Origin of the sequence: Tardiphaga sp. vice154, from assembly GCF_007018645.1 — a bacterium.
GTDB lineage: Bacteria > Pseudomonadota > Alphaproteobacteria > Rhizobiales > Xanthobacteraceae > Tardiphaga.
Window position 1 is genome coordinate 5,141,426 of the sequence record NZ_CP041399.1, and the last position, 20,511, is coordinate 5,161,936.

A 20,511-nucleotide genomic window follows, 5' to 3' on the forward strand; every position below is an offset into this window, starting at 1 on the left:
GGTAAAAGGTTAATCGTCGGCAGCAACCGGCCGGTTCTGCCAGCTTTCGAAAGTGTCCGGCTTGATCTCGAAGCGGTCATGCAGACGCGCATAGGTCGTCCCGGCCATGCGGGCGACCGGCCAATATTGCGCATAGTCGGTCCGCAGCGTCACGGGATCGACCACGCCGTCCCGGACCTGGATGCCCAGCACCTCGCCGACCAGCAGGTCGCGCTCGGCGCCGAAATTCATCAGTGTCACCTTGCGGCATTCCAGCGCCGCCGGCGCGGCGGCGAGATGCGGCACCGGGACGTGGACCCCGGCCGCCATCGGCAGCCGCAGCGCTTCCGGCTCGCCGATATCCGACGGAAAGCCAATCGAACAATCCACCATGTCCTTGGCCAGCGCCTCGTCCACCATATTGATGACGAACAGACCGTTGGCGCGGACATTGCGCGTGGTGTCCTTGATCGACAGGTCGGGCTTGACCTGCAGGCCGACTACCACCAGCGGCGGATTTTCCGAGAACACGTTGAAGAACGAGAACGGCGCGGCGTTGACGACGCCATCCGCGGAGATGGTCGTGATCAGCGCGATCGGGCGCGGCACCACCAGCCCGCACAGGAGCTTGTAGCGTTGCGGCGCGCTCAAGGTGGCGAAGTTAAAGCTGATCGTCATTCCGGCTCCCGTGGCTGTCGTGCTGTCCGGCGCCGATCATGCCCCGGATTCACGTCACCGTCGCGAGGGCCTGCCGCCGGGGCGGCTATGCAATTCCGAACAGCCGGCTGGCGGTGCCGAACAGCACCTTCTCCTTGTCCGCCTCCGACAGCTTGGTCGCGCGCACGGTGCCGACCGGATCGGGATCGCCCATGTCGAACGGATAGTCCGAGCCCATCATCACGCGATCGGCGCCGGCGATGCCGACCAGTTGCTCGACCAGCTCCGGCGAGAACACGCAGGTATCGAACCACATCCGCTTCAGATAGGTCGAGGGCGCGTCCGCCGTGAGGCGGCGCACTTCGGGGCGCACCTTCCAGGCATGGTCCATGCGGCCGGCATAGAACGGCAGGAAGCCGCCGCCATGCGCGATCACCAGGGCCAGATCCGGATGGCGATCGAGCACGCCGCCCATGATGAAATGCGAGATCGCGATCGCTTCTTCGATCGGCTGGCCGAGGCTGTTGACCATGAAGAAATCGCCGAGCCGCTGGCCCTGCGAGAAGCCGAGCGGATGCACGAACAACGGCACCTTGAGCTCGGCCAAGCGGGCATAGAGCGGATCGAAGGCGGCATCCGACAGTTCCAGGTTCTCGACGCGGGTGTCGATCTGGAAACCGCGCAGGCCGAGCGTCTCGACCGCGTAAACGGCCTCTTCAATGGCGCGCGTCGGAAACCGCATCGGCAGCGTGCCCATACCTGCGAAATGCGCGGGGTCCTGCGCCACCAGCGCGGCGATATCCTCGTTCTGCACGCGCGACAGCGCGACCAGCAATTCCTCGTCGGCCCAGTAGTGCTGCTGCGCCGGTGCCGGGATGATGATCTGGATGTCCACGCCCATGCTTTGCATCGCGGCGCGACGGGCGCTGATGTCGAGCATCTTGCCCGGCAGTATCTTGTTCTGCTCGGCGTCGGTGACGCGGCTCTGCATCGACATGTCGCGGCGATACGGATTGCTCATCGGGTCGTATTTGCCGGAGACCAGCGGTTCGACGCGGGTGCTCAGGGCATGGGAGTGCATATCGATGATGGGCATATTGACTCTACTCAGTTCAGTTCGGCGGCGTCGGGCACGCGCTGGTGCCAGTCGGTGACGCCTTGATAGGCATGGATGGTGCGCAGGATGGTGGCCTCGGCATAGGGTCGTCCGACCAGCTGAAACGCAACCGGCAGGCCTTCGCAGTCGAAGCCGCAGGGCACGGAGGCGGCCGGCAGGCCGAGATAGTTGATGCCGCGGGTGCAATGGGTGAGCTGGCCGATCACCCGCGCCACGTCAGCGGGATCGCCTTCGGTGGTGGCAGCGATGGTCGGCACCGGGATCGAGATCGCCGGCAGCAGCGCCAGATCGGCGCGGCCTATGCACGACGCGATCCAACCTTGCGTGATCTGCGCGCGCAGCGATAGCGCCTCGACGTAGCGCGTCGCCGGATAGAACAGGCCGGGCTCGATCCGCGAGCGCACCTGATCGGAATAATCCTGCGGCCTTTCGATCAACCAGCGGCGATGGATCGTTGCGGCCTCGACACTCATCATCAGATGCATCAGCGCGTTGACGACAGCCATGTCCGGCGGGGCAGTCTCGATCGTGGTCACGCCGAGCCGGCGCATCGCGACGACGGCCTGCTCCAGCCGCACGGCGATCGCCGGCTGCAGCAGTTCGCGGTAATAGCCGCCGGGGATCGCGATGGTCATGCCGCTGACGCCGTCGCCGAGCGCAGATTCGTAGTCGCCGGCGGTGATGACCGACAGCAGCCGCGCCGCATCGCGCGCGTTGCGAGCCAGCGGGCCGGTGCAGTCCAGCGACGCCGACAGCGGCATCACGCCGTCGGTCGGCACCAGGCCCCAGGTCGGCTTCAGGCCGACCAGCCCGCACATCGCGCCCGGATGCCGCAAGGACCCGCCGGTGTCGGTGCCGAGCGAACCGGCGACCAGGCGCGCCGCCACCGCGACGCCGGAGCCGGACGACGAGCCGCCCGGCACATGCGCCGGATTCCACGGATTGAGCGCGTGGCCGTTGTGTTCATTGTAGCCGGTCGGACTCAGCGCAAATTCGGCGAGCTGTAGCCGGCCGAGATCGAGCGCGCCGGCGGCATCGAGCCGGTCGATCACGGTCGCCGTTGTATCGGCGCGGAAATCGGTGCGGATTTTTGAGCCGCCGGCCGACAGATCGCCGGCGCGATAAAACAGGTCCTTGTGCGCGAGCGGCACGCCGTGCAGCGGCGGAAGCGTGGCGCCGCTGGCGCGCTTGCGGTCGGCGGCATCGGCGGCTTCCAGCGCGCGGGTGGCGTCGAGCCGCACCACGGCGTTGAGCTTGCGGCCGACCGTGTCGAGCCGGTCGAGCGTCAGCGTGGTGGCCGCAACAGACGTAATCTCGCCGGCGGCGATGGCGTCGGCGAGCGTGCAGAGGTCGAGGGAGGCAATAGAAGACGTCATCAGGTTTTATCCGCCGCGGCCAGCCAGGCGACAAAGCCGTAAGGCGAGGAATCGAAAGGCAGCGCGGCGATCGCCGCTGCTGCGATCCGGCTGTTGGTGTCCGCCACCAGCGGCTGCGCGCGGCCGACGCGGGTCGCCGCGTCAGCGGCGTCGTTCATGTCGGCCGCGATGCCGCGCAACAGATCTTCGTTCATGGCTTTACTCACTACTCACTGCACTCCGAGTCGCTGGAACAGCACATCGGTCTGCTGGCTCATTTCCTTGGCGTCGCCCTGATGCACGATCTGCCCGGTTTCCATGATGTAGACGCGATCGGCAACGGCCAGCGCGCTGTACAGGTTCTGTTCGACCAGGAGGATCGAAAGGCCCTCTTTCTTGAGATCGAGGATGATGCTTTCAAGATGCTGCACCATCACCGGCGCGAGACCTTCGGAGGGCTCGTCCATCAGGATCAGTTGCGGATCGATCATCAGCGCGCGGCCAACGGCCAGCATGCCGCGCTCGCCGCCGGACAACTGCCCGCCGCGGTGATGGCGGCGCTCCTTGAGCCGCGGGAAAATCCCGAACACGCGGTCGACGGTCCAGCCGTCCTTGGCGCGCGGGCTTTTCAGCATGGTGAGATGTTCGGTCACGGTCAGCGACGGAAACAGCCTGCGGCCCTGCGGCACGATGGCGATCTTGCGGTTGGCGATATCATGCGGCTTCATGCCGACGAGATTCTCGCCGCGCCAGGCCACCGTGCCGGCGCGAATTTGCGGCGGCACCAGCCCCATGATCGAGCGGATCAGCGTGGTCTTGCCCATGCCGTTGCGGCCAAGCAGCGCCACGATCTCGCCGGGCGCGACGTCGAGCGACACGCCACGGACGACCACCGCCTCGCCGTAGCCGCTGTGTAGATCCCTGACCTCAAGCATGACGCGGCTTTCCGAGATAGACTTCTTGGACCTGGGCGTTGTGGCGGATGCCTTCCGGCGGCTCTTCCACCAATACGCGGCCCTCGAACATGCAGGTGACGTAATCGACCAGGCCGAGCGCCAGGTCCATGTCGTGCTCGATCAGCACCACGGTGATGTCGCGGCTAAGCGAGCGGATCACCTCGGCGATCATCGACCGCTCCGACGGCGAGAGACCTGCCGCCGGCTCGTCGAGCAGCAGCAAGGTCGGCGTCGTCACCAGCGCGATCGCGATTTCGAGCTGGCGCTGCTCGCCATAGGACATTTCCTTGACGATGACGTCGGCGCGCTCGCCGATCAGTGCGGCCGTCAACGCCACCGCGATCCGCGAGGCTTCGGTGTCGTCGGTATCCGGCGCGCCGAACAGCGAGAATTTTCGAGGGCTCAGGCCACGCAACGCGAGCACCATGTTGTCGCGCACCGTAAGCGTCGGAAACAGATTGGTGATCTGGAACGTGCGGGAGATGCCGAGCTGCGCGCGGCGGTGCGGCGGCAGTTTCGTGACGTCGTGGCCGTCGAACAGGATCTTGCCGGAGGTCGGCGGCACCGCGCCCGCGATGGCGTTGAACAGCGTCGTCTTGCCGGCGCCGTTCGGCCCAATAATGGCACGACGCTGCCCGCGCGGCACGCTCAGGCTGACGCCATCGACCGCTCTCAGAGCATCGAAGGCCACCACGACATCAGTCAGCGTCAGGATCGGTTCGGACACGAGGTTTCCAGTAGGGTTAGATCAGAACAGGATCGATATGCGAAGTCACGGTTGAATTAACGAAGCACCGGCCGTGCGCCCCCTCTCCCCGTTGGGGAGAGGGCTGGGGTGAGGGGGCACCGGCCCATCGACGGCGCCCTGCCCCTCACCCGCCCGGCTTCGCCGGTCGACCTCTCCCCAACGGGGAGAGGTGATCGAGTGTCGCCGCTTCTATGATTGCGCTATAATCATCAGGTCTTCTTGATGCCCTGGAAGGTGCGCGAATAGGGCGGCTGCTTCAGATAGGTTTCCGGATCGTACTTCCAGAACTGGCCGACTTCCGGATAGCTGGTGATCGGCACGTTCCAGAACTTGCCGTCGGCGCGCTTGACGACCTTTCGGATCGAGACGTCGTAAACTGGGTTGCCGTAGGCGTCGAACTTCACGGCCTTGCCGAGCGGCGAGCCGTCGAGTTCGGTCTTGAGCACGGTGTCGATGAAGGCCTCGCGGTCCTCGACCTTGCCGCCCATCTTCTTCAGCGCGGCATCGATCCACATCATGCCGGAATACATCGAGAAGCCGTACAGCGACGGGATCTTGCCGAACTTGGCCTCGTAATCCTTGGCGAACTTTGCCGTGGTCGGCACGTCGGAACCCTCGGCGAAATGCGCCGCCGAAATGATGCCTTCGGCCTCGTCGCCAATGGTGCGGATCACCGACTGGTCGGTGCCGTTCATCGCCATCAGCAAGGGCGTCTTGGCCTTGAGGCCGAACGAGGCATATTGCTGGATGAAGCGGGTGGAGTCCGCGCCGGTCTCCATCGCGAAGATCGCATCGACCTTGAGTTCCGCCAGCTGGCCGAGATAGGGGCTGAAATCCGCGGTGTTGAGCGGGTGCCAGAACTGCTGCACGATCGTGCCGCCGCCTTCGGTGAACACCTGGGCCAGACCGCCGCACTGCTCGTGGCCGAAGGTATAATCCTGGCTCACCGTGGCGATGCGCTTGTAACCCTGCTTCAGGCACCAGTCGGCGAACGGATGGGTAAAGGCGCTCGCGGTGTAGCCGGCGACGCGGATCACGTTCTTGATGCGGGCCCGCTGGGTCAGATCATCAGCGGCGATGATCGGAATGAAATACGGCGTGCCGGTGCCCTTGACGTAATTGGCCACCGCAAGGCCGGTGTTGGCCAGCAGGTTGCCGATCAGCATGTGGCAATTGCCCTGCTCGACCAGGCGGCGGGCCTTCTGCAGCGCGGTGTCAGGGTTCGAGGCGTCGTCTTCGATCACGAGTTCGACCTTGCGGCCGCCCATCTCGTTCTTGACCTGCTCGAGGTAGAACTGCACGCCCTCGACCATTTCCTTGCCGCCGGACGCCACGACGCCGGTCAGCGGCGCCAACAGGCCGATCTTGATCGGGCCGCTCTGCGCCGATGCGGCGCGCCAGGGAGATACGCCTGCGCCGAGGGCGGCGACGGCGGCGGTGCTCTTCAGAAATTGCCTGCGATCCATGTCGAGTTCCTTTCGGTGAAGCATTGGATTAACGTGACCGACGCGACAGCATGCCGCGCAGCTTGCCTACAATGCCCTCGGGGGCAAAGATCATGATCAGAACGAAGGTGATGCCGAGCACCATCTGCCAGCGTTCGGTATAGGCGCTGACGACGTTCTCCAGCGCGATGATCGCGGCCGCACCGACGAAGGCTCCGAACAGGGTGCCGACGCCGCCGGCGATCGCCATCAACACGCCTTCGACCGATTGCGCCAGCGCCACCGTGGAAGGGCTGACGAAATTGTTGAACATCGCATACAGCGCGCCGGCGATGCCCGCAAACACGCCGGACACCGTGAAGCCGATGAACAGATGCAGCGGCACGTTATAGCCGAGGCTGCGCATCCGGCTTTCGCTGTCGCGGATGCCGCGCAAGGTCAGGCCGAACGGCGAGCGCACGAAGCGCCACATCGCAAAGGACACGACGGCCGCGCCGAACAGCACCGCCCAGTAGAAGGCGCTGTGGCCGAGCAGGATCTGAGGCCGGACATCGGCGCGCATGCCGTTCTCGCCGCCGGTCACTTGAGTCCAGCGCAGGCAGACGCCCCACACGATCATGCCGAGCGCCAGCGTCAGCAGCAGGAAGTAGACGCCGGAGGTACGCACCGCGAGCAGCGCGAACACCGCGGCCACGCAGGTCGCGGCCAGCACGCCGAGCGCGAACGCCGCGGCCGGCGATAGGCCCATCTGTGCCGTGCAATACACCACGACATAGGTCGAGACGCCGAAGATCGCGCCATGGCCGAGCGAGGTGCGGCCGGCAAAGCCGGCGAGGATATCGATCGACATCGCCAGAATGCCGAAGATCAGGACCTCGGTGGCAAGGCCGACCTGGTAGTTCGACAACACCAGCGGCAGCAGCGCGGCGATCACGACTATGGCCGCGGCGATTGCGACGCTACGACTGGTCATCCCGGCGAGAACTGACGTCTTCTCATGCGTGGTTTTGGCGGGCTGTGTCATGTGGCACGTCCGAACAGGCCGAGCGGACGGAATGCGAGCAGCACCGCCATCGGGCCGAAGATCACAAAATAAGCGAGTTCCGGAAACATCACCTGGCCGAGCGTATTGAGCAAGCCAACCAGCAGCGAACCCACGGCCACGCCGACCAGGCTGCCGCGGCCGCCGATGATCACCACGGCGAGGCTGAAGGTGAGGATTTCCGCATCCGCCGACGGATAGAGCGACAGGAACGCCCCGCCCATCAACCCGCCGAGACCGGCCAGCGAAGCGCCGAACAGGAAGGTGAAGAGAAACACGCGCTGGATATTGACGCCGGAGGCTTCCACCATCTCACGGTCATCGACGCCGGCGCGGATCAGCGCGCCGAGCCTTGTGTGATTCAACAGCAGCCACAGCGACGCGAACACGAAGATGCCCATGCCGAGCACGAATAGCCGGTAGATCGGATAATAGGTGCCGAACACCTTGGTGCCGCCGCGCAGCAGTTGCGGAATCGGCACTGTGAAGCTGTCGCCGCCCCAGATCACCAGCGCGAGATCGTTGAGGAAGAAGGCGACGCCCAGCGTCAGCAGCACCTGGCGCAATTCATTGCCGCGCACGAAGCGCAGCAGGCCCTGGTCGAGCACGAAGCCGATCGCGGCAATCGCCGCCATCGCGCCGGCCCCGCCGAGCAGGAAGCTGCCGGTCTTGGTCGCCACCGAATAGCCGACATAGCCGCCGAACAGATAGAGCGCGCCGTGGGCGAGATTGACGATCCGCAACAGGCCGAAAATCAGCGTGAAGCCGCTTGCCACCACGAAGAGCAGCGCGGCGAAGGTCAGTCCGTTGAGGATCTGGAAAAAGCTCATATCTGTGCCTATGGAGCCTTCGGACCAACGGAGAGATACCAGTCGAGAATATGTTCGCCGGTCATGAAGGCCACGTCCGTTTTCTGCTGGATGGTCTCGAAGATGCGGCGGAAGTGTTTCAGGCGATGCGGCGCACCCATGATGTAGGGATGCACAACCAGTGCCATGATGCGAGCCGAATCCGCCGAATCCTCGTAAATCTGCTCGAACTGGTCGATCGCCCGGTCGTAATACTCGGACGCCTTGTGGTGCTGGATCAGCATCATCGCGACGTCGTTGCATTCCTGCGTGTAGGGAATGTTCACGATCGGCGACGTCGTAGTCTTCAGCCACACCGGCTGGTCGTCGAGCACCCAGTCGCAGACGTACTCGTAGCCTTCCTGCTTCAGCAGGTCCGGCGTGTTCCAGCTCTCGGTGAGGCCGGGGCCGAGCCAGCCACGCGGACGCTTGCCGGTCGCGGCCTCGATCACGTCCGCGGTCTTGCGGATGTCGTCCTGCTCGTTCTCGACCTTCTGCATGTTGCGCTGGGTGAAGCCGTGGCCCATGAATTCCCAGTTGCGCTGCTTTGCGGCGTCCGCGATCTCCGGATAGGCTGATATCGCCGAGCCGTTGATCGCCAGCGCCGCGGGAATTTTATAGTCGTCGAATACCTTCAGCATCCGCCAGAAACCGACGCGGTTGCCGTATTCGTGCCAGGCCCAGTTCGGAATGTCGGGCATCGGCGAGCCGCCGGCGGGCGGCGTCAGAACGGTGCGCGGCATCGTCTGGTTGATGTCCCACTCCTCAACATTGACGATCACCCACACCGCCATCCGCTTGCCGTCCGGCAGCTTCAGCGGCGCGCGGGTCGCGATCGGTGAATAGGTGATGCGTTCGGTCGGCAGCATGTCAGGCTTCCCGCTCGGTGATGGTGATGGTCAGCGACGGCAGGCCCTCGATGCGGGCGTCGATGACGTCGCCGGGTACCACGGGGCCCACGCCGGCGGGCGTGCCGGTGTAGATCAGGTCGCCCGGATGCAGCGTCATCTGCTGCGACAGTTGCGCCACGATCTCCGGCACGCTCCAGATCATCTGGCCGATGTCGCCGCGCTGCTTCTCGACGCCGTTGACCAACAGAGTGATGGCGCAGCCCTTGAAATAGCGGCCATCGCGCGCCGGCGCGATCGGCCCGCACGGCGCGGAGGCGTCGAAGCTCTTGCCCATTTCCCACGGCCATTTGCGATCGCGCGATTCATACTGGCGGTCGCGGCGCGTCAGGTCGATGCCGACGGCATAGCCCCAGATGTGATCGAGCGCTTCGGCGACCGGGATGTTCTTGCCACTGCTCCCGATCGCGATCACCAGCTCGACCTCGAATTGCAGATCGTCGGTGAACGGCGGATAGGGCACGCGCGCGCCGTCATGCACGATCGCATCGCGCGGCTTCTGGAAGAAGAACGGCGGATCGCGCTCGTCGGCTTCGCCCATCTCGCGGATGTGGTCGAGATAATTGCGGCCGACGCAATAGACGCGCCGCACTGGGAACATGCCGCCGCCAACCACCGGAACTTCGGTGACCGGGATGGAAGACGGCATGCGGGGGAGAATGGCGTTCACTTGTTGTTGTCCATCTCTGCCTTCTGGCCATTGTACCAGTCGAGGATTTGCTCGCCGTTCCAGTGCACCACACCTTCGTGGCCGTTGAAATAGTTGTATAGTTCTTCGAGGTATTTGATGCGGAACGGCTGGCCGGAAATGTAGGGATGGATCGCCAGCGACACGATCTTCGGGCGGTCTTCACTTTCCTGATACAGCCGGTCGAACATGTCGATCGCCCGCTTCTTGAAGTGGTCGTTCTCGTGGTGCTGCACCATCATCATCGGGATGTCGTTGAGCTCCACCGTGTAGGGCAGCGTCACCAGCGGTCCCTTGGCGGTGTTGATGGTGGTCGGTTCGTCGTCATAGACCCAGTCGCCGATATATTTGACGCCGGCCTCGGCGAGATATTCCGGGGTGTCGAGCGTCTGCGTCAGGCCGGGTCCGAGCCAGCCGACCGGGCGCTTGCCGGTAAACTTCTCGATCACGTCCATCGAGCGCTTGATCATCGCCTGCTGGTCCGGCTCCTTATGGATCGGTCCCTGTTCATAGGCATGGCCCATGAATTCCCAGCCGGCGTCCTTGGCTTCTTGGGCTACGCGCGGATAGTCCTCGCAGACGCGGGCGTTGATCGACAATGTCGGCTTGATACCGTGCTTCTTGTAGAGATCGAAGAAGCGCCAGACGCCGACGCGCATGCCGTATTCGTGCCAGCTCCAGTTGGCGACGTCGGGCAACAGCACCGCGCCGGTCGGCGCCGGGATCACCTGCCGCGCCATCGGCTTGGAAATGTCCCAGACCTCGAGATTGACGATGCTCCAGATGATGATCTTGGCACCACCCGGCAGCTTCATCTTGGGGCGGTCGACGATCGCCGAGTAGTCGGAGCGCTCGCGCGGCTGCATGGGACCGGTCATGGCTGGCCTTTCAGGTTGTTGCTGTTGATCGTCATGCCCTGAGCCCGTCGAGCTTCATCACCGCATCCGTGTCCATCACGAAGCCGAAGGCGGTGCGGATGCAGGCGAGGCCGGCTTCGTGCATCGCCGGACCATCCATGCTGTCGACGCAGTCCTCGACGACGATCACCGAATAATCGCGGACATTGGCGGAGGTCGTGGTCGCCAGCACGCAGGAATTGGTGTTCACGCCGGTAATCAGCAGCGTGTTGATGCCATGCGATTTCAGCAGGAAATCGAGGTCGGAGCCGAGGAAGCAGTCGTAGCGCTTCTTGGTGGAGACGATGAAGTCCCGGGGGTCCAGCAAATCCGGCATTACCGTGCAGCCGGGGCCGCCGATGATATTGTGCCGCATTACGTTCTTGCGCGTGGCGTTCGGATCTTCGGCGCGGGTGCGCCAGAACGGATTGGCACGGATCTCGGCCTCGTCGCGATACGACGTGACCTGGTGGATCACCGGGATATTCACCGTCCGGCACCAGTCGAACAGGCGCTTGTTGGCAGCAATAATCCGCACGGCCACGTCCGGCGTGGTCGGCATGGTCGCCACCGACATGTCGAGATGCCCGCGATGCAGGTCGATCGCGACGACGGCCGCCTTGATGATATCGACGCCCAGATTCATCATCACACCAGCGGGTTGAACGAGGTCTTCAGCAACGCACGCTGATCGATGCCGAACTTGTCGGCGAGCCAGTCGGCCAGCACTTCCTGGCCGATCGTCGGGTTGTCATGCTGGCAATGCTCGGCGCCGGTCTCGTCCGGCTCCAGCACGCGCAAGGTGGCATCGACGCCGTTGTCGATGGCGTGGTCGTAGGTCGAGCGCGCCGCGGTCACGGTCAGCACGTCGTGGCCGCCATGCAGCACGAGATAGGGCGCCTTCATGTGTTCGAGATGCCCTTCCAGCGTGAACGGCTTCATCAAGACGTGGGCTTCCTTCATGGTCCTGGCGCCGAACACCCAGCGGATGTGCATCGCCAGACCGAAATCATCGCCCTTCTGGCCCCACATGTCATGCACCGACCAGACCGCGCCGTGCGAGATCACCGCCGCGAGACGGTGTTCGTAGCAGCCGGCGCGCGCGGCATAGAAGCCACCCATGCTGGAGCCGCAGACGCCGATCTTCGAGGCATCGACATCGTCGCGCTTTTCCAGCCAGTCGATGCACTTGCCGACCGGCACTTCGGAATCGACGCGGGTGGCAAGGCCATGGCGGCGCAGCGTGCCGCCCTGGCCCGGCAGATCGACCATCAGCACCGAGATGCCGCGCTGCAGGCAGCCATGCGCCTGCATGAACCACATCTCGTCCTTGATGGAATCCAGGCCGCCCATGCAGATCAGCACCGGCAGCTTCTTGCCGGGGAACGGGGCGCGGATGAAATAGCCGCAGATCGGCTTGCCGTCCTCGTAAGGGATGTCGACGACTTCACCGGGCGGATTGAGATAGGAGATGAACTTGTGCGAGCAGGCCTCCATCTTCTCGAAGGTCGGCAGCCGGCGGGCATCGTCCGGCTCGAGATGGAATTCCGCCTGACGGTAGTAATCCGCGGCGCGCAAAAAGCAGTTCATCGCGGTGCGGATGTGACCGAGCTTTTCTTCCGCGAGGCCACGCTGCCAGTTGGCGTCGGCGATCACCATCCACTCGGTGTGCCAGCTTTCGAGATCGCCGGGGATCATGCGCGATCCCGCCAGCATCACTTCGGAAACGCTGCCGCCGCCTTCCTGCGTTTCGCCCAGGCCACGGCGAAACTGATAGGCGAGCCAGGGATGCTCCGGCCAGTGATGCCAGCCAAACGGCTCATAATGCGGCCCGCGATCGGCGGTGATTTCCTCGATGGCGCTTTCGCTGATCGGTTTTACGGTCGCCATGGGAAATATACCTCGCTATCGCTGGACCCCTGCATCATTGCCAATGGCCGGCGCGAGTCAACAGAAATTACATACACTTTTTCAACTGCTCATCATTTCCGCGACATGCCCGATTTATATGCGGCAGATTTACGCATTAAAATGTGGATTTGTTGGCGACTGCATGATCGAATGTTTCCTTACGCTTTATAAGTGTATCCACTAAGCCAGAGCCCCGAACATGGCCGACATAGCCCCGCCACCCCCTTTCGAACCGGCCGCCTTGCGCGCCGGCAACCGCTCGCTATCGGTGATGGACGAGATCCGCGACGCGATCCTGAACGGCTCGGTGCATGCGGGCGAGCGCATCAACGAGGTCCGCTTCAGCAAGACGCTGGCGGTGTCGCGCACCCCGGTGCGCGCGGCGTTGCAGGCGCTGGCCGGCGAGGGCCTGCTCGACTACGCGCCGAACCGCGGCTTCACGGTGCGCGAATTCCCGCTCGACGCCATCGTCGATGCCTATGAGATCCGCGCGTCGCTGGAAGGCGTCGCCGCGCGCTTTGCCGCCGAGCGCGGACTGTCCGCCGAGGAACGCGCCGTGATCGAACGGAGCCTGGTCGCCGGCGATGCGTTGCTGGCGCCGGGCCACTTCGAGGCCGGCGCGATCTCCGTCTACCGCGGCATCAACGGCGATTTTCACGAGACGCTGCTGGCCGCGGCACGCAACCGCATGCTCGCCGAGATGATTCGCATCTGTCACCATGTCCCGATGTCGTCGAGCCGCAACATCGTCGCCTTCGAGCACCGCGACGTCCGCCGCCGCCATGATGACCACCACCGCATCTACGAGGCCATTCTGGCGCGCGAGCCCCATCGCGCCGAAATCCTGATGCGCGAGCACGTCGCGGGCGTGAAGGCGTCGCTGGTGAAATCCTTGACCGGGCGCGACGAACAGGCGGCCGGCGAGGCGTTGAAGTCCGGATGACGCGCTCCCGGCTTGCGTCGGCACGATCATAAGCCATAGTGCGCCCTCCTCTACCGGCACGGCAGGTAATCAGTTGAACAACCGCATGGCGCCTCACGGCGATTTCGACACCGCGACATCCCCCTCACCGGCCGAGCATCAGGACGCCATCGAAGCCATCGTCAGCAGCTATGCCGGCCGGCAGATGCCCTGCCTGCATCTGGAGACGTTTCGCAATCTCGGCTCGGCCTTCCCGGCGCGCACCATCCGAGCCGGCGCAACGACACGCCCGCTGAACTATTCCGCCGGCCCGCTGCCGGAATTTCCGATCCCGTCGGGCGGCGAGGTCTATGACATCTACGACTACGTCGCGCGCAACCGCATCGCCGGGTTGCTGGTGATGAAGGACGACGAGGTGCTGCTGGAGCATTACGACCTCGGCCTTACGCCCGCGACGCGGTGGCTGTCGATGTCGATGGCCAAATCGGTGGCCACCACACTGGTCGGCGCCGCCGTGCAGGACGGGCTGATCGATAGCATCGACGATCCGCTCACCAACTATCTGCCGCAACTCGCCGGCTCCGCCTATGAGGGAGTTTCGATCAAGGCCTTGATGCAGATGACCTCCGGGGTGCAATGGGACGACACCCAGACCAATCCGAACTCCGAGCGGCGCCACATGCTGCAACTGCAGATCGAGCAGCAGCCCGGCGCCATCATCGACTACATGGCCAACCGGCCGCGCATCGCGGCGCCCGGCACGGTGTGGAAATATTCGACCGGCGACACCCATCTGGTCGGCGCGCTGGTCCGCGCCGCCACCGGCAAGTGGCTGTCGGATTACCTGTCGAAAAAGATCTGGTCGAAGCTCGGCATGGAGGCCGACGCCGCGTGGTGGCTGGAGGCCAAGGACGGACTCGAGATCGCCGGCAGCGGGATGTTCGCCACCATGCGCGACTATGCCCGCTTCGGTCGCTTCATCCTCGGCGACGGTACCATCGATGGCGAGCGGGTGCTGCCGGAAGGCTGGATGAAGGAGGCTGGCGCGTCCCGTCAGGTCGGCGGCGCGCGGCTGGACTACGGCTACATGTGGTGGCCGGTGCCGGCACCCGACGGCTCGCTGGACGACGGCGCCTACAGCGCGCGCGGCATCTTCGGCCAGTTCATCTATATCAACCCGAAGCACAACATCATCAGCGTAGTGCTGAGCGCGCGGTCGAAGCCGAAATTTTCCGAAAGCGTCCTCGATAACGATTTCTGGAATGCCGCGGTCGCCGCCTTGCGCTGACCGGTCGGCGAAGCACATCAAGGGATGCATGTGCCGTCCCTTGATGTGCATCAATCGTCGTGCCGTCGATTGCGGCAATAGTGATCAGGCTCAGGGGGCCTTCAGATTTTACCGACCGCGGTCGGATAACGATAACACGACGTTCCTCCCGGATGAGCCACGCGAAGGGTGCGAACGATGTTTCAGTTCTGGATACAGTTCTTTCTGGTGCTCGGGGCCATCCTGATCGGCATCCGCCGCGGCAGCATCGCGTTGGGAATGCTCGGCGGTCTCGGCGTCGCCGTCCTCACCATCGGTTTCCACAATCCGCCGGCCAGCCCGCCGATCGACGTCATGCTCATCATCCTCGCGGTGGTGACCGCCTCCGCTACGCTGCAGGTCGCCGGCGGCCTCGACTGGATGGTTCAGCGCACCGAACGCCTGCTGCGCGCGCATCCGACGCGCATCACCATCCTCGCGCCGCTCTGCACGTTTTTCCTGACCATGTGCGTCGGTACCGGGCACGCGGTCTATTCGCTGCTGCCGGTGATCGCGGACGTCTCGCTGAAGACCAGGATCCGGCCGGAGCGGCCGATGGGCGTCGCTTCGGTCGCGTCGCAGATGGGCATCACCGCCTCGCCGGTCGCCGCAGCGGTCACCAGCTTCATGGCGCTGTCGGCCAAGAACAATGACCCCGCAACCCTGATCCAGATTCTCAGCATCACCATCCCCGCCGGCCTGATCGGCGTGCTGATGGCTGCGCTGTGGAGCATGAACCGCGGCAAGGAACTCGATCAGGACCCGATCTTCCAGGAACGCCTGAAGGATCCCGAATTCCGCGCCTCGCTCGAGCAGGACGTCACCACGCTGGGCAAGGAACTGCCGGGCACGGCGGCGCTGTCGGTGTGTCTGTTCTTCGGCGGCATCCTGACGGTGATCATCCTGGCGCTGTTTCCGGTGCTGTTGCCGCACTATAACGGGAGGATGCTGCCGCTCACCACCGTGGTGCAGATCATCATGATGAGCGCCGGCGCCCTGATCCTGTTCAGCTGCAATGTGAAGTCGGCGGATGTCGGCAAGTCCAGCGTCTTCAATGCCGGCATGACCGCGGTGATCGCGATCTTCGGCATCGCCTGGATGAGCGACTGCTTCGTCACCGGCAACCAGGAATTCCTGATCCGCAACATCAAGGAGATGGTGCAATACGCGCCATGGACCTTCGCGCTGGCGATGTTCGCCGTCTCCGCCTTCGTGAAGAGCCAGGCGGCGGTGCTGGTGATCATGATGCCGTTCGGCTATACGCTCGGCCTGTCAACGCACCAGATGCTCGCCGTGATCCCGTCCTGCTATGCCTATTTCTTCTTCTGCTTCTATCCGTCCGACCTCGCCTCGATCAGCATGGACCGTACCGGCACGACGCATATCGGCTCCTATCTGCTCAACCACAGCTTCATGATTCCGGGCCTGATCGGCGTCTCGGTATCCACCGTGGTGGCCTATACCCTGTCGACGATATTGTTCTGACAAAGCATGGATCTGCGCGTAGCGGAGAATGCAACTGAGGATTCCGGTACGACGGCTGGCAATGCGATCTGCTAGCGCCGGCGTTTCTCCAGCTCCTCCACGGCGTCCAGCGCCGCGTGCATCATGGCGTCCTGCGTACAGTCGCTCGCGCGCACATGCGCGATAATGCTGGTAGCAATGAACGCGCTGGTCGCGTGCGTACGCAGATCCGTTGGCAGACCGCCGTACGCATGATCGAAGCTCTCGCTGAGAAGCTGATCGTCGCCGCCGATATCCGGCGTTTCTTCCGATTGACCTGAGCCCCTGAACTTCCGCCAAAAATGGGTAGAATCCGTCACCTGAAGGGAGACGGAGATGAAGCAGTCGAGGTTCACGGAAGAGCGGATCATCGCGATCCTGCGGGAGCACGAGGCAGGCTCAAAGACCGGGGACGTTTGTCGCAAGCACGGGATCAGCAGCGCGACGTTCTACAAATGGAAGGCGAAGTATGGTGGGCTCGATGTGTCGGAGGCCCGCCGCCTGAAGGTTCTGACCGACGAGAATGCCAAGCTAAAAAAGCTGCTGGCCGAAGCGATGCTCGACAACGCCATGTTGAAGGATCTCAATTCAAAAAAATGGTGACGCCCGTCGCGAAGCGACAAGCTGTGGCTCACCTTTGTTCAAGTTTTGAGGTCAGCCAGCGGCGGGCGTGTGCGGTCATCGGAGCGGATCGAACCTCGGTACGCTATCGCAGCGTGCGGCCCGACGATGTTGTCATTCGCGCGAGGTTGCGCGAACTGGCCAATATCAGACGGCGGTTTGGCTACCGTCGCCTGCTCCTACTGTTGCGCATCGATGGCGTTTCGATCAATCACAAGAAGCTGCGGCGTCTGTACGCCGAGGAGCGGCTTCAGGTTCGACGGCGTGGTGGTCGCAAGAAAGCGCTGGGAACAAGGGCTCCGATGACGTTGCCCCAAGGTCCCAACCATCGCTGGTCGCTCGACTTTGTCAGCGACACGCTGACCGACAGCCGGCGCTTCCGCATGCTGGCCGTGGTGGACGACTTCACCCGCGAGTGCATCGCATTGGTTGCCGATACGTCGCTCTCGGGCACAAGGGTCGGCCGAGAGCTCGATGCGGTGATCGCCCGGCGTGGTCCCCCGCTAACGATCGTCAGCGATAACGGTACCGAATTTACCAGCATGGCCATCTTGCGATGGTCACAGCAGACCAGGATCGAATGGCACTACATCGCACCAGGCAAGCCGCAGCAGAACGCATTCGTAGAAAGCTTCAATGGGCGCCTGCGCGACGAACTCCTGAACGAGACGTTGTTCTCGTCCCTCAACCATGCCCGCGAAGTCCTTGCTGAATGGCAGGACGACTACAACACCGTCCGCCCTCACAGCGCGATCGGCAATCTTCCACCGGCTACCTATGCCAAGCTCCACGCGTCCGACATGCAACGGGACGGACCGCATGAGCTGATTTGGGGCTCCGCGCCCCGTCCCGTTGCATCACCGAGCCACACAGGCTCAAATGATCAAAGGATTCTTCCCATCGCTGGATGAAGCTTGGGGCTCAGGTCACGATACCAAGCTCATGGTTGGTATCTTCCTTCATCCCGACAACGCAGCGTTCTTTCGGCGCCGTAAAAGTCGATCATGCCCTTTGTTCCAATCGCACGGCATCTCAAATGAGGCGCCATTGTGGATTCGGAACTCATCGGCAGTTGCTGACTGTTGCAGAGTGGAGACAGTAATCCATGCGCAATCGTCTAGGTTCGCGTCAGATGCAGCCATCCACCGGGGATGGCCTCAAGGAACCCACAATGAAAAAGTTTTTGCTCGCTTCCGCCGCTTTCATCGCTCTGGCCGCTCCGGCTTCGGCCGCTGACCTCGCCGCCCGTCCCTACACCAAGGCACCGGCGATGGCCGCAGCGCCGATCTACAACTGGACCGCTTTCTACATCGGCGGTCACGTCGGCGGGGGCTTCCCGGGCAACAACAACCTGGTCGGCGGCAGCAATGACGGCACGTTCATGGGCGGCGCCCAGGTCGGCTACGACATGCAGTTCTCCCCGAACTGGGTGTTCGGTGTGGAAGCCAACTACTCCTGGCTCGACACTTCGAGCAGCTTTGCCAACCGTGGCCTCGGTTCGGTGACCGGCCGTCTCGGCTACACCTGGGGTGGTCCGGCCCTGCTGTACGTCAAGGGCGGTTACGCCTGGGCTGACTCGCGCTTCACCAACGGCTTCTCGGGCAACGGCGGCCGTGATGGCTACACCGTCGGCGGCGGTCTGGAATATCTGTTCACCCAGAACTGGTCGGGCAAGATCGAATACCAGTATTATGACTTCGGCAACGTGACCGCGCTGCAGCCCGGCCTCGCGGCTGTCGGCTTCAAGAACGACGAGCACACCGTCAAGGCCGGCCTGAACTACCGCTTCAACCTCGGCAGCCTGGGCGGCGGCTTCTAAGCTCCGACCCCTTCCAGAACGCGAAAGGCCCGCAGCAATGCGGGCCTTTTTCTTTGCCGTATCGTCACGGGCGGGTCCCGACCGCCCCGGGCATACGTCAAACCGCCTGCGCGTGATGCGCCGGCGCTGCGGCCTGCGGCGTCGAGGTTTTCAATGAACTGGCTGGCGATCCCGGCATGACTCGAACATGCGACCTACGGTTTAGGAAACCGTCGCTCTATCCGGCTGAGCTACGGGACCGCAACACCCGCAATCGATGCGGGGCTTGACCCGATCCATACCAGAGCATCGCGCGGGTCGCTAGTGCGGCCGGCGTCAGCGCGCAACCTTGCCCTGCGGCCGGGACACGTGGTCGCCGGCATCACGCGACAGCCGCAAGGCGTCAATAATGCCGAGGAGCGCGACCAGCCCCACCACCAGGAAGGCCAGCCGGAACGAGGCCGCCGGCACCTGCGCAAGGCCGAGCTGCGGCGCGGCCCAGTCGCCGAGCCGCAGCGCCACCGCACCCAGCGCAATGCCAATCCCCATCGCCAGCTGGAAAACGGTGCTGAACAACGTGTTGGCATCGCTCATCTGCGGCTGCGGGATGTCGGCGAAGGCGACCGTGTTGAGCGCCGTGAACTGCATCGAGCGCGTCATGCCGCCGGCAAACAGCAGCGTGGCGATCAGCCAGACCGGGGTGGCAGGCGTCAGGAGCGCCAGACAGGCCAGCAACACAGCGTTGAGCAAGCCGTTGCCGATCAGCACGGTGCGAAAGCCGAATCGCCGCAGCACCGGCGTGGTCAGCGGCTTCATCAGGAGGTTGCCGGCAAACACGGCCAGCACCAGCATGCCGGCCTGAAACGCATCGAGGCCGAAGCCGACCTGAAATAGCAACGGCAGCAGGAAGGGCACCGCGCCCGTCGACATCCGGAACAGCGAGCCGCCCCAGATCGTGACGGCGAAGGTCGGCACCCGCAAGACCGACAGCGTCAGCATCGGATGCGCGGCGCGACGCATATGCACCACCCCGGCGGCGAGCAGCAACGCGCCCGCCAGCAGCGGCATCAGCACCTCGCGCCATTGCATGTGGGGCCGGCTCACCACCTCGACCGCCCACAAGATGCCGAGCAGCCCACCACTGGTCAGCGCGAAGCCGAGCCAGTCGAACGGCCGCGGTTGGCGCGCGCGCTCGTTGGGGATCAGCCACAGCGCGGCGGCGAGAGCGAGGGCGCCGAGCGGCAGATTGAGATAGAAGATCCAGCGCCATGACGCATAGGTCGTGATGAAACCGCCGAGCGGCGGGCCAAGCACCGGCGCGACCAGTGCGGGCCAGGTCAGGATCGCGATCGCGTTGATCATGCGCTCCTTCGGCGTGCCGCGCAGCACCACCAGGCGACCGACCGGCACCATCATGGCGCCGCCGATGCCCTGCAGCACCCGCATCGCGATGAACGCGCCCAGCGAATCCGCCAGGCCGCACAGCAGCGAGGCCCCGGTGAACACCGCGATGGCTGCGGCGAACACCGTGCGCGCGCCGATCCGGTCGGCGACCCAGCCGCTGATCGGGATCAGCACGCCGAGCGTCAGCAGATAGGCGCTGACGCCGAGATTGAGGTCGACGGGCGCCACCCCAAAATCATGCGCCATGGCGGGCACCGCCGTGGTGATGATGGTACCGTCGAGATTTTCCATGAAGAACGCCGCGGCCACCAGCAACGCGATCGATACTTCGCGCGCCCGCGTCGGTGCAGGGCCGGGATTATGGGCGGAGGCGTCGGTCAGTGCGGGCAAGGTCGCGTCCATGATGC

The 20,511-nt window shown here is 64.1% G+C and carries 21 protein-coding genes and 1 tRNA gene; 5 read left to right on the plus strand and 17 right to left on the minus strand.

From position 1 onward, the window contains the following. Nucleotides 1–9: 9 nt before the first annotated feature. The 14 genes from FIU28_RS24150 to FIU28_RS24215 form a co-directional block, all read right to left on the minus strand. Nucleotides 10–657 (minus strand): flavin reductase family protein, encoded by a 648-nt coding sequence (locus tag FIU28_RS24150; protein ID WP_143575639.1) that lies wholly within the window; start codon nucleotides 655–657, stop codon nucleotides 10–12. An 85-nt stretch (nucleotides 658–742) separates the two neighbouring features. Continuing rightward, a complete protein-coding gene (locus tag FIU28_RS24155) occupies nucleotides 743–1,732 on the minus strand; it encodes an amidohydrolase family protein (RefSeq protein WP_143575640.1) in 990 nt (329 codons plus the stop codon). An 11-nt stretch (nucleotides 1,733–1,743) separates the two neighbouring features. Continuing rightward, on the minus strand, nucleotides 1,744–3,129 hold the full coding sequence (locus FIU28_RS24160; RefSeq protein ID WP_143575641.1) for an amidase: 1,386 nt from the start codon (nucleotides 3,127–3,129) through the stop codon (nucleotides 1,744–1,746). Next, nucleotides 3,129–3,323 (minus strand): hypothetical protein, encoded by a 195-nt coding sequence (locus FIU28_RS24165; RefSeq protein WP_143575642.1) that lies wholly within the window; start codon nucleotides 3,321–3,323, stop codon nucleotides 3,129–3,131. Before FIU28_RS24165 ends, FIU28_RS24160 begins: the two co-directional genes overlap by 1 nt. Before the next feature lie 15 nt (nucleotides 3,324–3,338). Further along, the gene (locus FIU28_RS24170; protein WP_143575643.1) at nucleotides 3,339–4,043 is read right to left on the minus strand and encodes an ABC transporter ATP-binding protein; all 705 of its coding nucleotides are present in this window, start codon (nucleotides 4,041–4,043) and stop codon (nucleotides 3,339–3,341) included. Further along, a complete protein-coding gene (locus tag FIU28_RS24175) occupies nucleotides 4,036–4,791 on the minus strand; it encodes an ABC transporter ATP-binding protein (protein WP_143575644.1) in 756 nt (251 codons plus the stop codon). Before FIU28_RS24175 ends, FIU28_RS24170 begins: the two co-directional genes overlap by 8 nt. A gap of 230 nt (nucleotides 4,792–5,021) precedes the next feature. Next, nucleotides 5,022–6,302 (minus strand): ABC transporter substrate-binding protein, encoded by a 1,281-nt coding sequence (locus FIU28_RS24180; protein WP_143575645.1) that lies wholly within the window; start codon nucleotides 6,300–6,302, stop codon nucleotides 5,022–5,024. A 4-nt stretch (nucleotides 6,303–6,306) separates the two neighbouring features. After that, on the minus strand, nucleotides 6,307–7,281 hold the full coding sequence (locus tag FIU28_RS24185; protein ID WP_143575646.1) for a branched-chain amino acid ABC transporter permease: 975 nt from the start codon (nucleotides 7,279–7,281) through the stop codon (nucleotides 6,307–6,309). Continuing rightward, entirely contained in the window at nucleotides 7,278–8,129 is an 852-nt protein-coding gene (locus tag FIU28_RS24190; protein WP_143575647.1) for a branched-chain amino acid ABC transporter permease, read from the minus strand. The genes FIU28_RS24185 and FIU28_RS24190 overlap by 4 nt, the downstream gene beginning before the upstream one ends. 8 nt (nucleotides 8,130–8,137) lie before the next feature. Beyond that, nucleotides 8,138–9,016 carry a polysaccharide deacetylase family protein gene (locus FIU28_RS24195; RefSeq protein WP_143575648.1) on the minus strand — a complete coding sequence of 293 codons (879 nt, stop codon included), beginning with the start codon at nucleotides 9,014–9,016 and terminating at the stop codon, nucleotides 8,138–8,140. 1 nt (nucleotide 9,017) lies between these two features. Next, nucleotides 9,018–9,704, minus strand: coding sequence for a fumarylacetoacetate hydrolase family protein (locus FIU28_RS24200; protein ID WP_143576370.1), 687 nt, complete (start codon nucleotides 9,702–9,704; stop codon nucleotides 9,018–9,020). Nucleotides 9,705–9,721: 17 nt separating this feature from the next. Then, nucleotides 9,722–10,621, minus strand: a complete 900-nt coding sequence (locus tag FIU28_RS24205; protein WP_246660789.1) for a polysaccharide deacetylase family protein — start codon at nucleotides 10,619–10,621, stop codon at nucleotides 9,722–9,724. A gap of 31 nt (nucleotides 10,622–10,652) precedes the next feature. Then, the gene (locus tag FIU28_RS24210; RefSeq protein WP_143575649.1) at nucleotides 10,653–11,288 is read right to left on the minus strand and encodes a cysteine hydrolase family protein; all 636 of its coding nucleotides are present in this window, start codon (nucleotides 11,286–11,288) and stop codon (nucleotides 10,653–10,655) included. After that, on the minus strand, nucleotides 11,288–12,529 hold the full coding sequence (locus FIU28_RS24215; RefSeq protein ID WP_143575650.1) for an alpha/beta hydrolase family protein: 1,242 nt from the start codon (nucleotides 12,527–12,529) through the stop codon (nucleotides 11,288–11,290). Before FIU28_RS24215 ends, FIU28_RS24210 begins: the two co-directional genes overlap by 1 nt. A gap of 220 nt (nucleotides 12,530–12,749) precedes the next feature. Between FIU28_RS24215 and FIU28_RS24220 the strand changes: the two genes are divergently transcribed. The 3 genes from FIU28_RS24220 (at nucleotide 12,750) to FIU28_RS24230 (ending at nucleotide 16,263) form a co-directional block, all read left to right on the plus strand. After that, complete coding sequence (locus tag FIU28_RS24220) at nucleotides 12,750–13,493, plus strand: GntR family transcriptional regulator (RefSeq protein ID WP_143575651.1); 744 nt, start codon at nucleotides 12,750–12,752, stop codon at nucleotides 13,491–13,493. Between the two features lie 85 nt (nucleotides 13,494–13,578). Beyond that, nucleotides 13,579–14,760 carry a serine hydrolase domain-containing protein gene (locus FIU28_RS24225; protein ID WP_143575652.1) on the plus strand — a complete coding sequence of 394 codons (1,182 nt, stop codon included), beginning with the start codon at nucleotides 13,579–13,581 and terminating at the stop codon, nucleotides 14,758–14,760. A 177-nt stretch (nucleotides 14,761–14,937) separates the two neighbouring features. Next, a complete protein-coding gene (locus FIU28_RS24230) occupies nucleotides 14,938–16,263 on the plus strand; it encodes an anaerobic C4-dicarboxylate transporter (RefSeq protein ID WP_143575653.1) in 1,326 nt (441 codons plus the stop codon). 71 nt (nucleotides 16,264–16,334) lie between these two features. On the opposite strand, the gene FIU28_RS24235 is transcribed toward FIU28_RS24230, so the two are convergent. After that, nucleotides 16,335–16,652, minus strand: a complete 318-nt coding sequence (locus tag FIU28_RS24235) for a hypothetical protein (protein ID WP_143575654.1) — start codon at nucleotides 16,650–16,652, stop codon at nucleotides 16,335–16,337. Here FIU28_RS24235 and FIU28_RS24240 point away from each other — a divergent pair. Together FIU28_RS24240 and FIU28_RS24245 are read left to right on the plus strand one after the other, a co-directional pair. Then, nucleotides 16,618–17,813, plus strand: a protein-coding gene (locus FIU28_RS24240) for an IS3 family transposase (protein ID WP_441351643.1) whose coding sequence is annotated in 2 segments (ribosomal slippage) — nucleotides 16,618–16,879 and nucleotides 16,879–17,813 — 1,197 coding nt in all. Because the reading frame shifts where the segments join, the coding sequence is not laid out codon by codon here. The two genes, FIU28_RS24235 and FIU28_RS24240, sit on opposite strands and share 35 nt — an antisense overlap. A 260-nt stretch (nucleotides 17,814–18,073) precedes the next feature. Next, nucleotides 18,074–18,721, plus strand: a complete 648-nt coding sequence (locus FIU28_RS24245) for an outer membrane protein (protein ID WP_143575655.1) — start codon at nucleotides 18,074–18,076, stop codon at nucleotides 18,719–18,721. A gap of 163 nt (nucleotides 18,722–18,884) precedes the next feature. Here the strand turns inward: FIU28_RS24245 and FIU28_RS24250 are convergent. Together FIU28_RS24250 and FIU28_RS24255 are read right to left on the minus strand one after the other, a co-directional pair. Further along, nucleotides 18,885–18,961, minus strand: a tRNA-Arg gene (locus FIU28_RS24250). Between the two features lie 75 nt (nucleotides 18,962–19,036). Then, nucleotides 19,037–20,506, minus strand: a complete 1,470-nt coding sequence (locus FIU28_RS24255) for a DHA2 family efflux MFS transporter permease subunit (RefSeq protein ID WP_143575656.1) — start codon at nucleotides 20,504–20,506, stop codon at nucleotides 19,037–19,039. Nucleotides 20,507–20,511 lie beyond the last annotated feature (5 nt).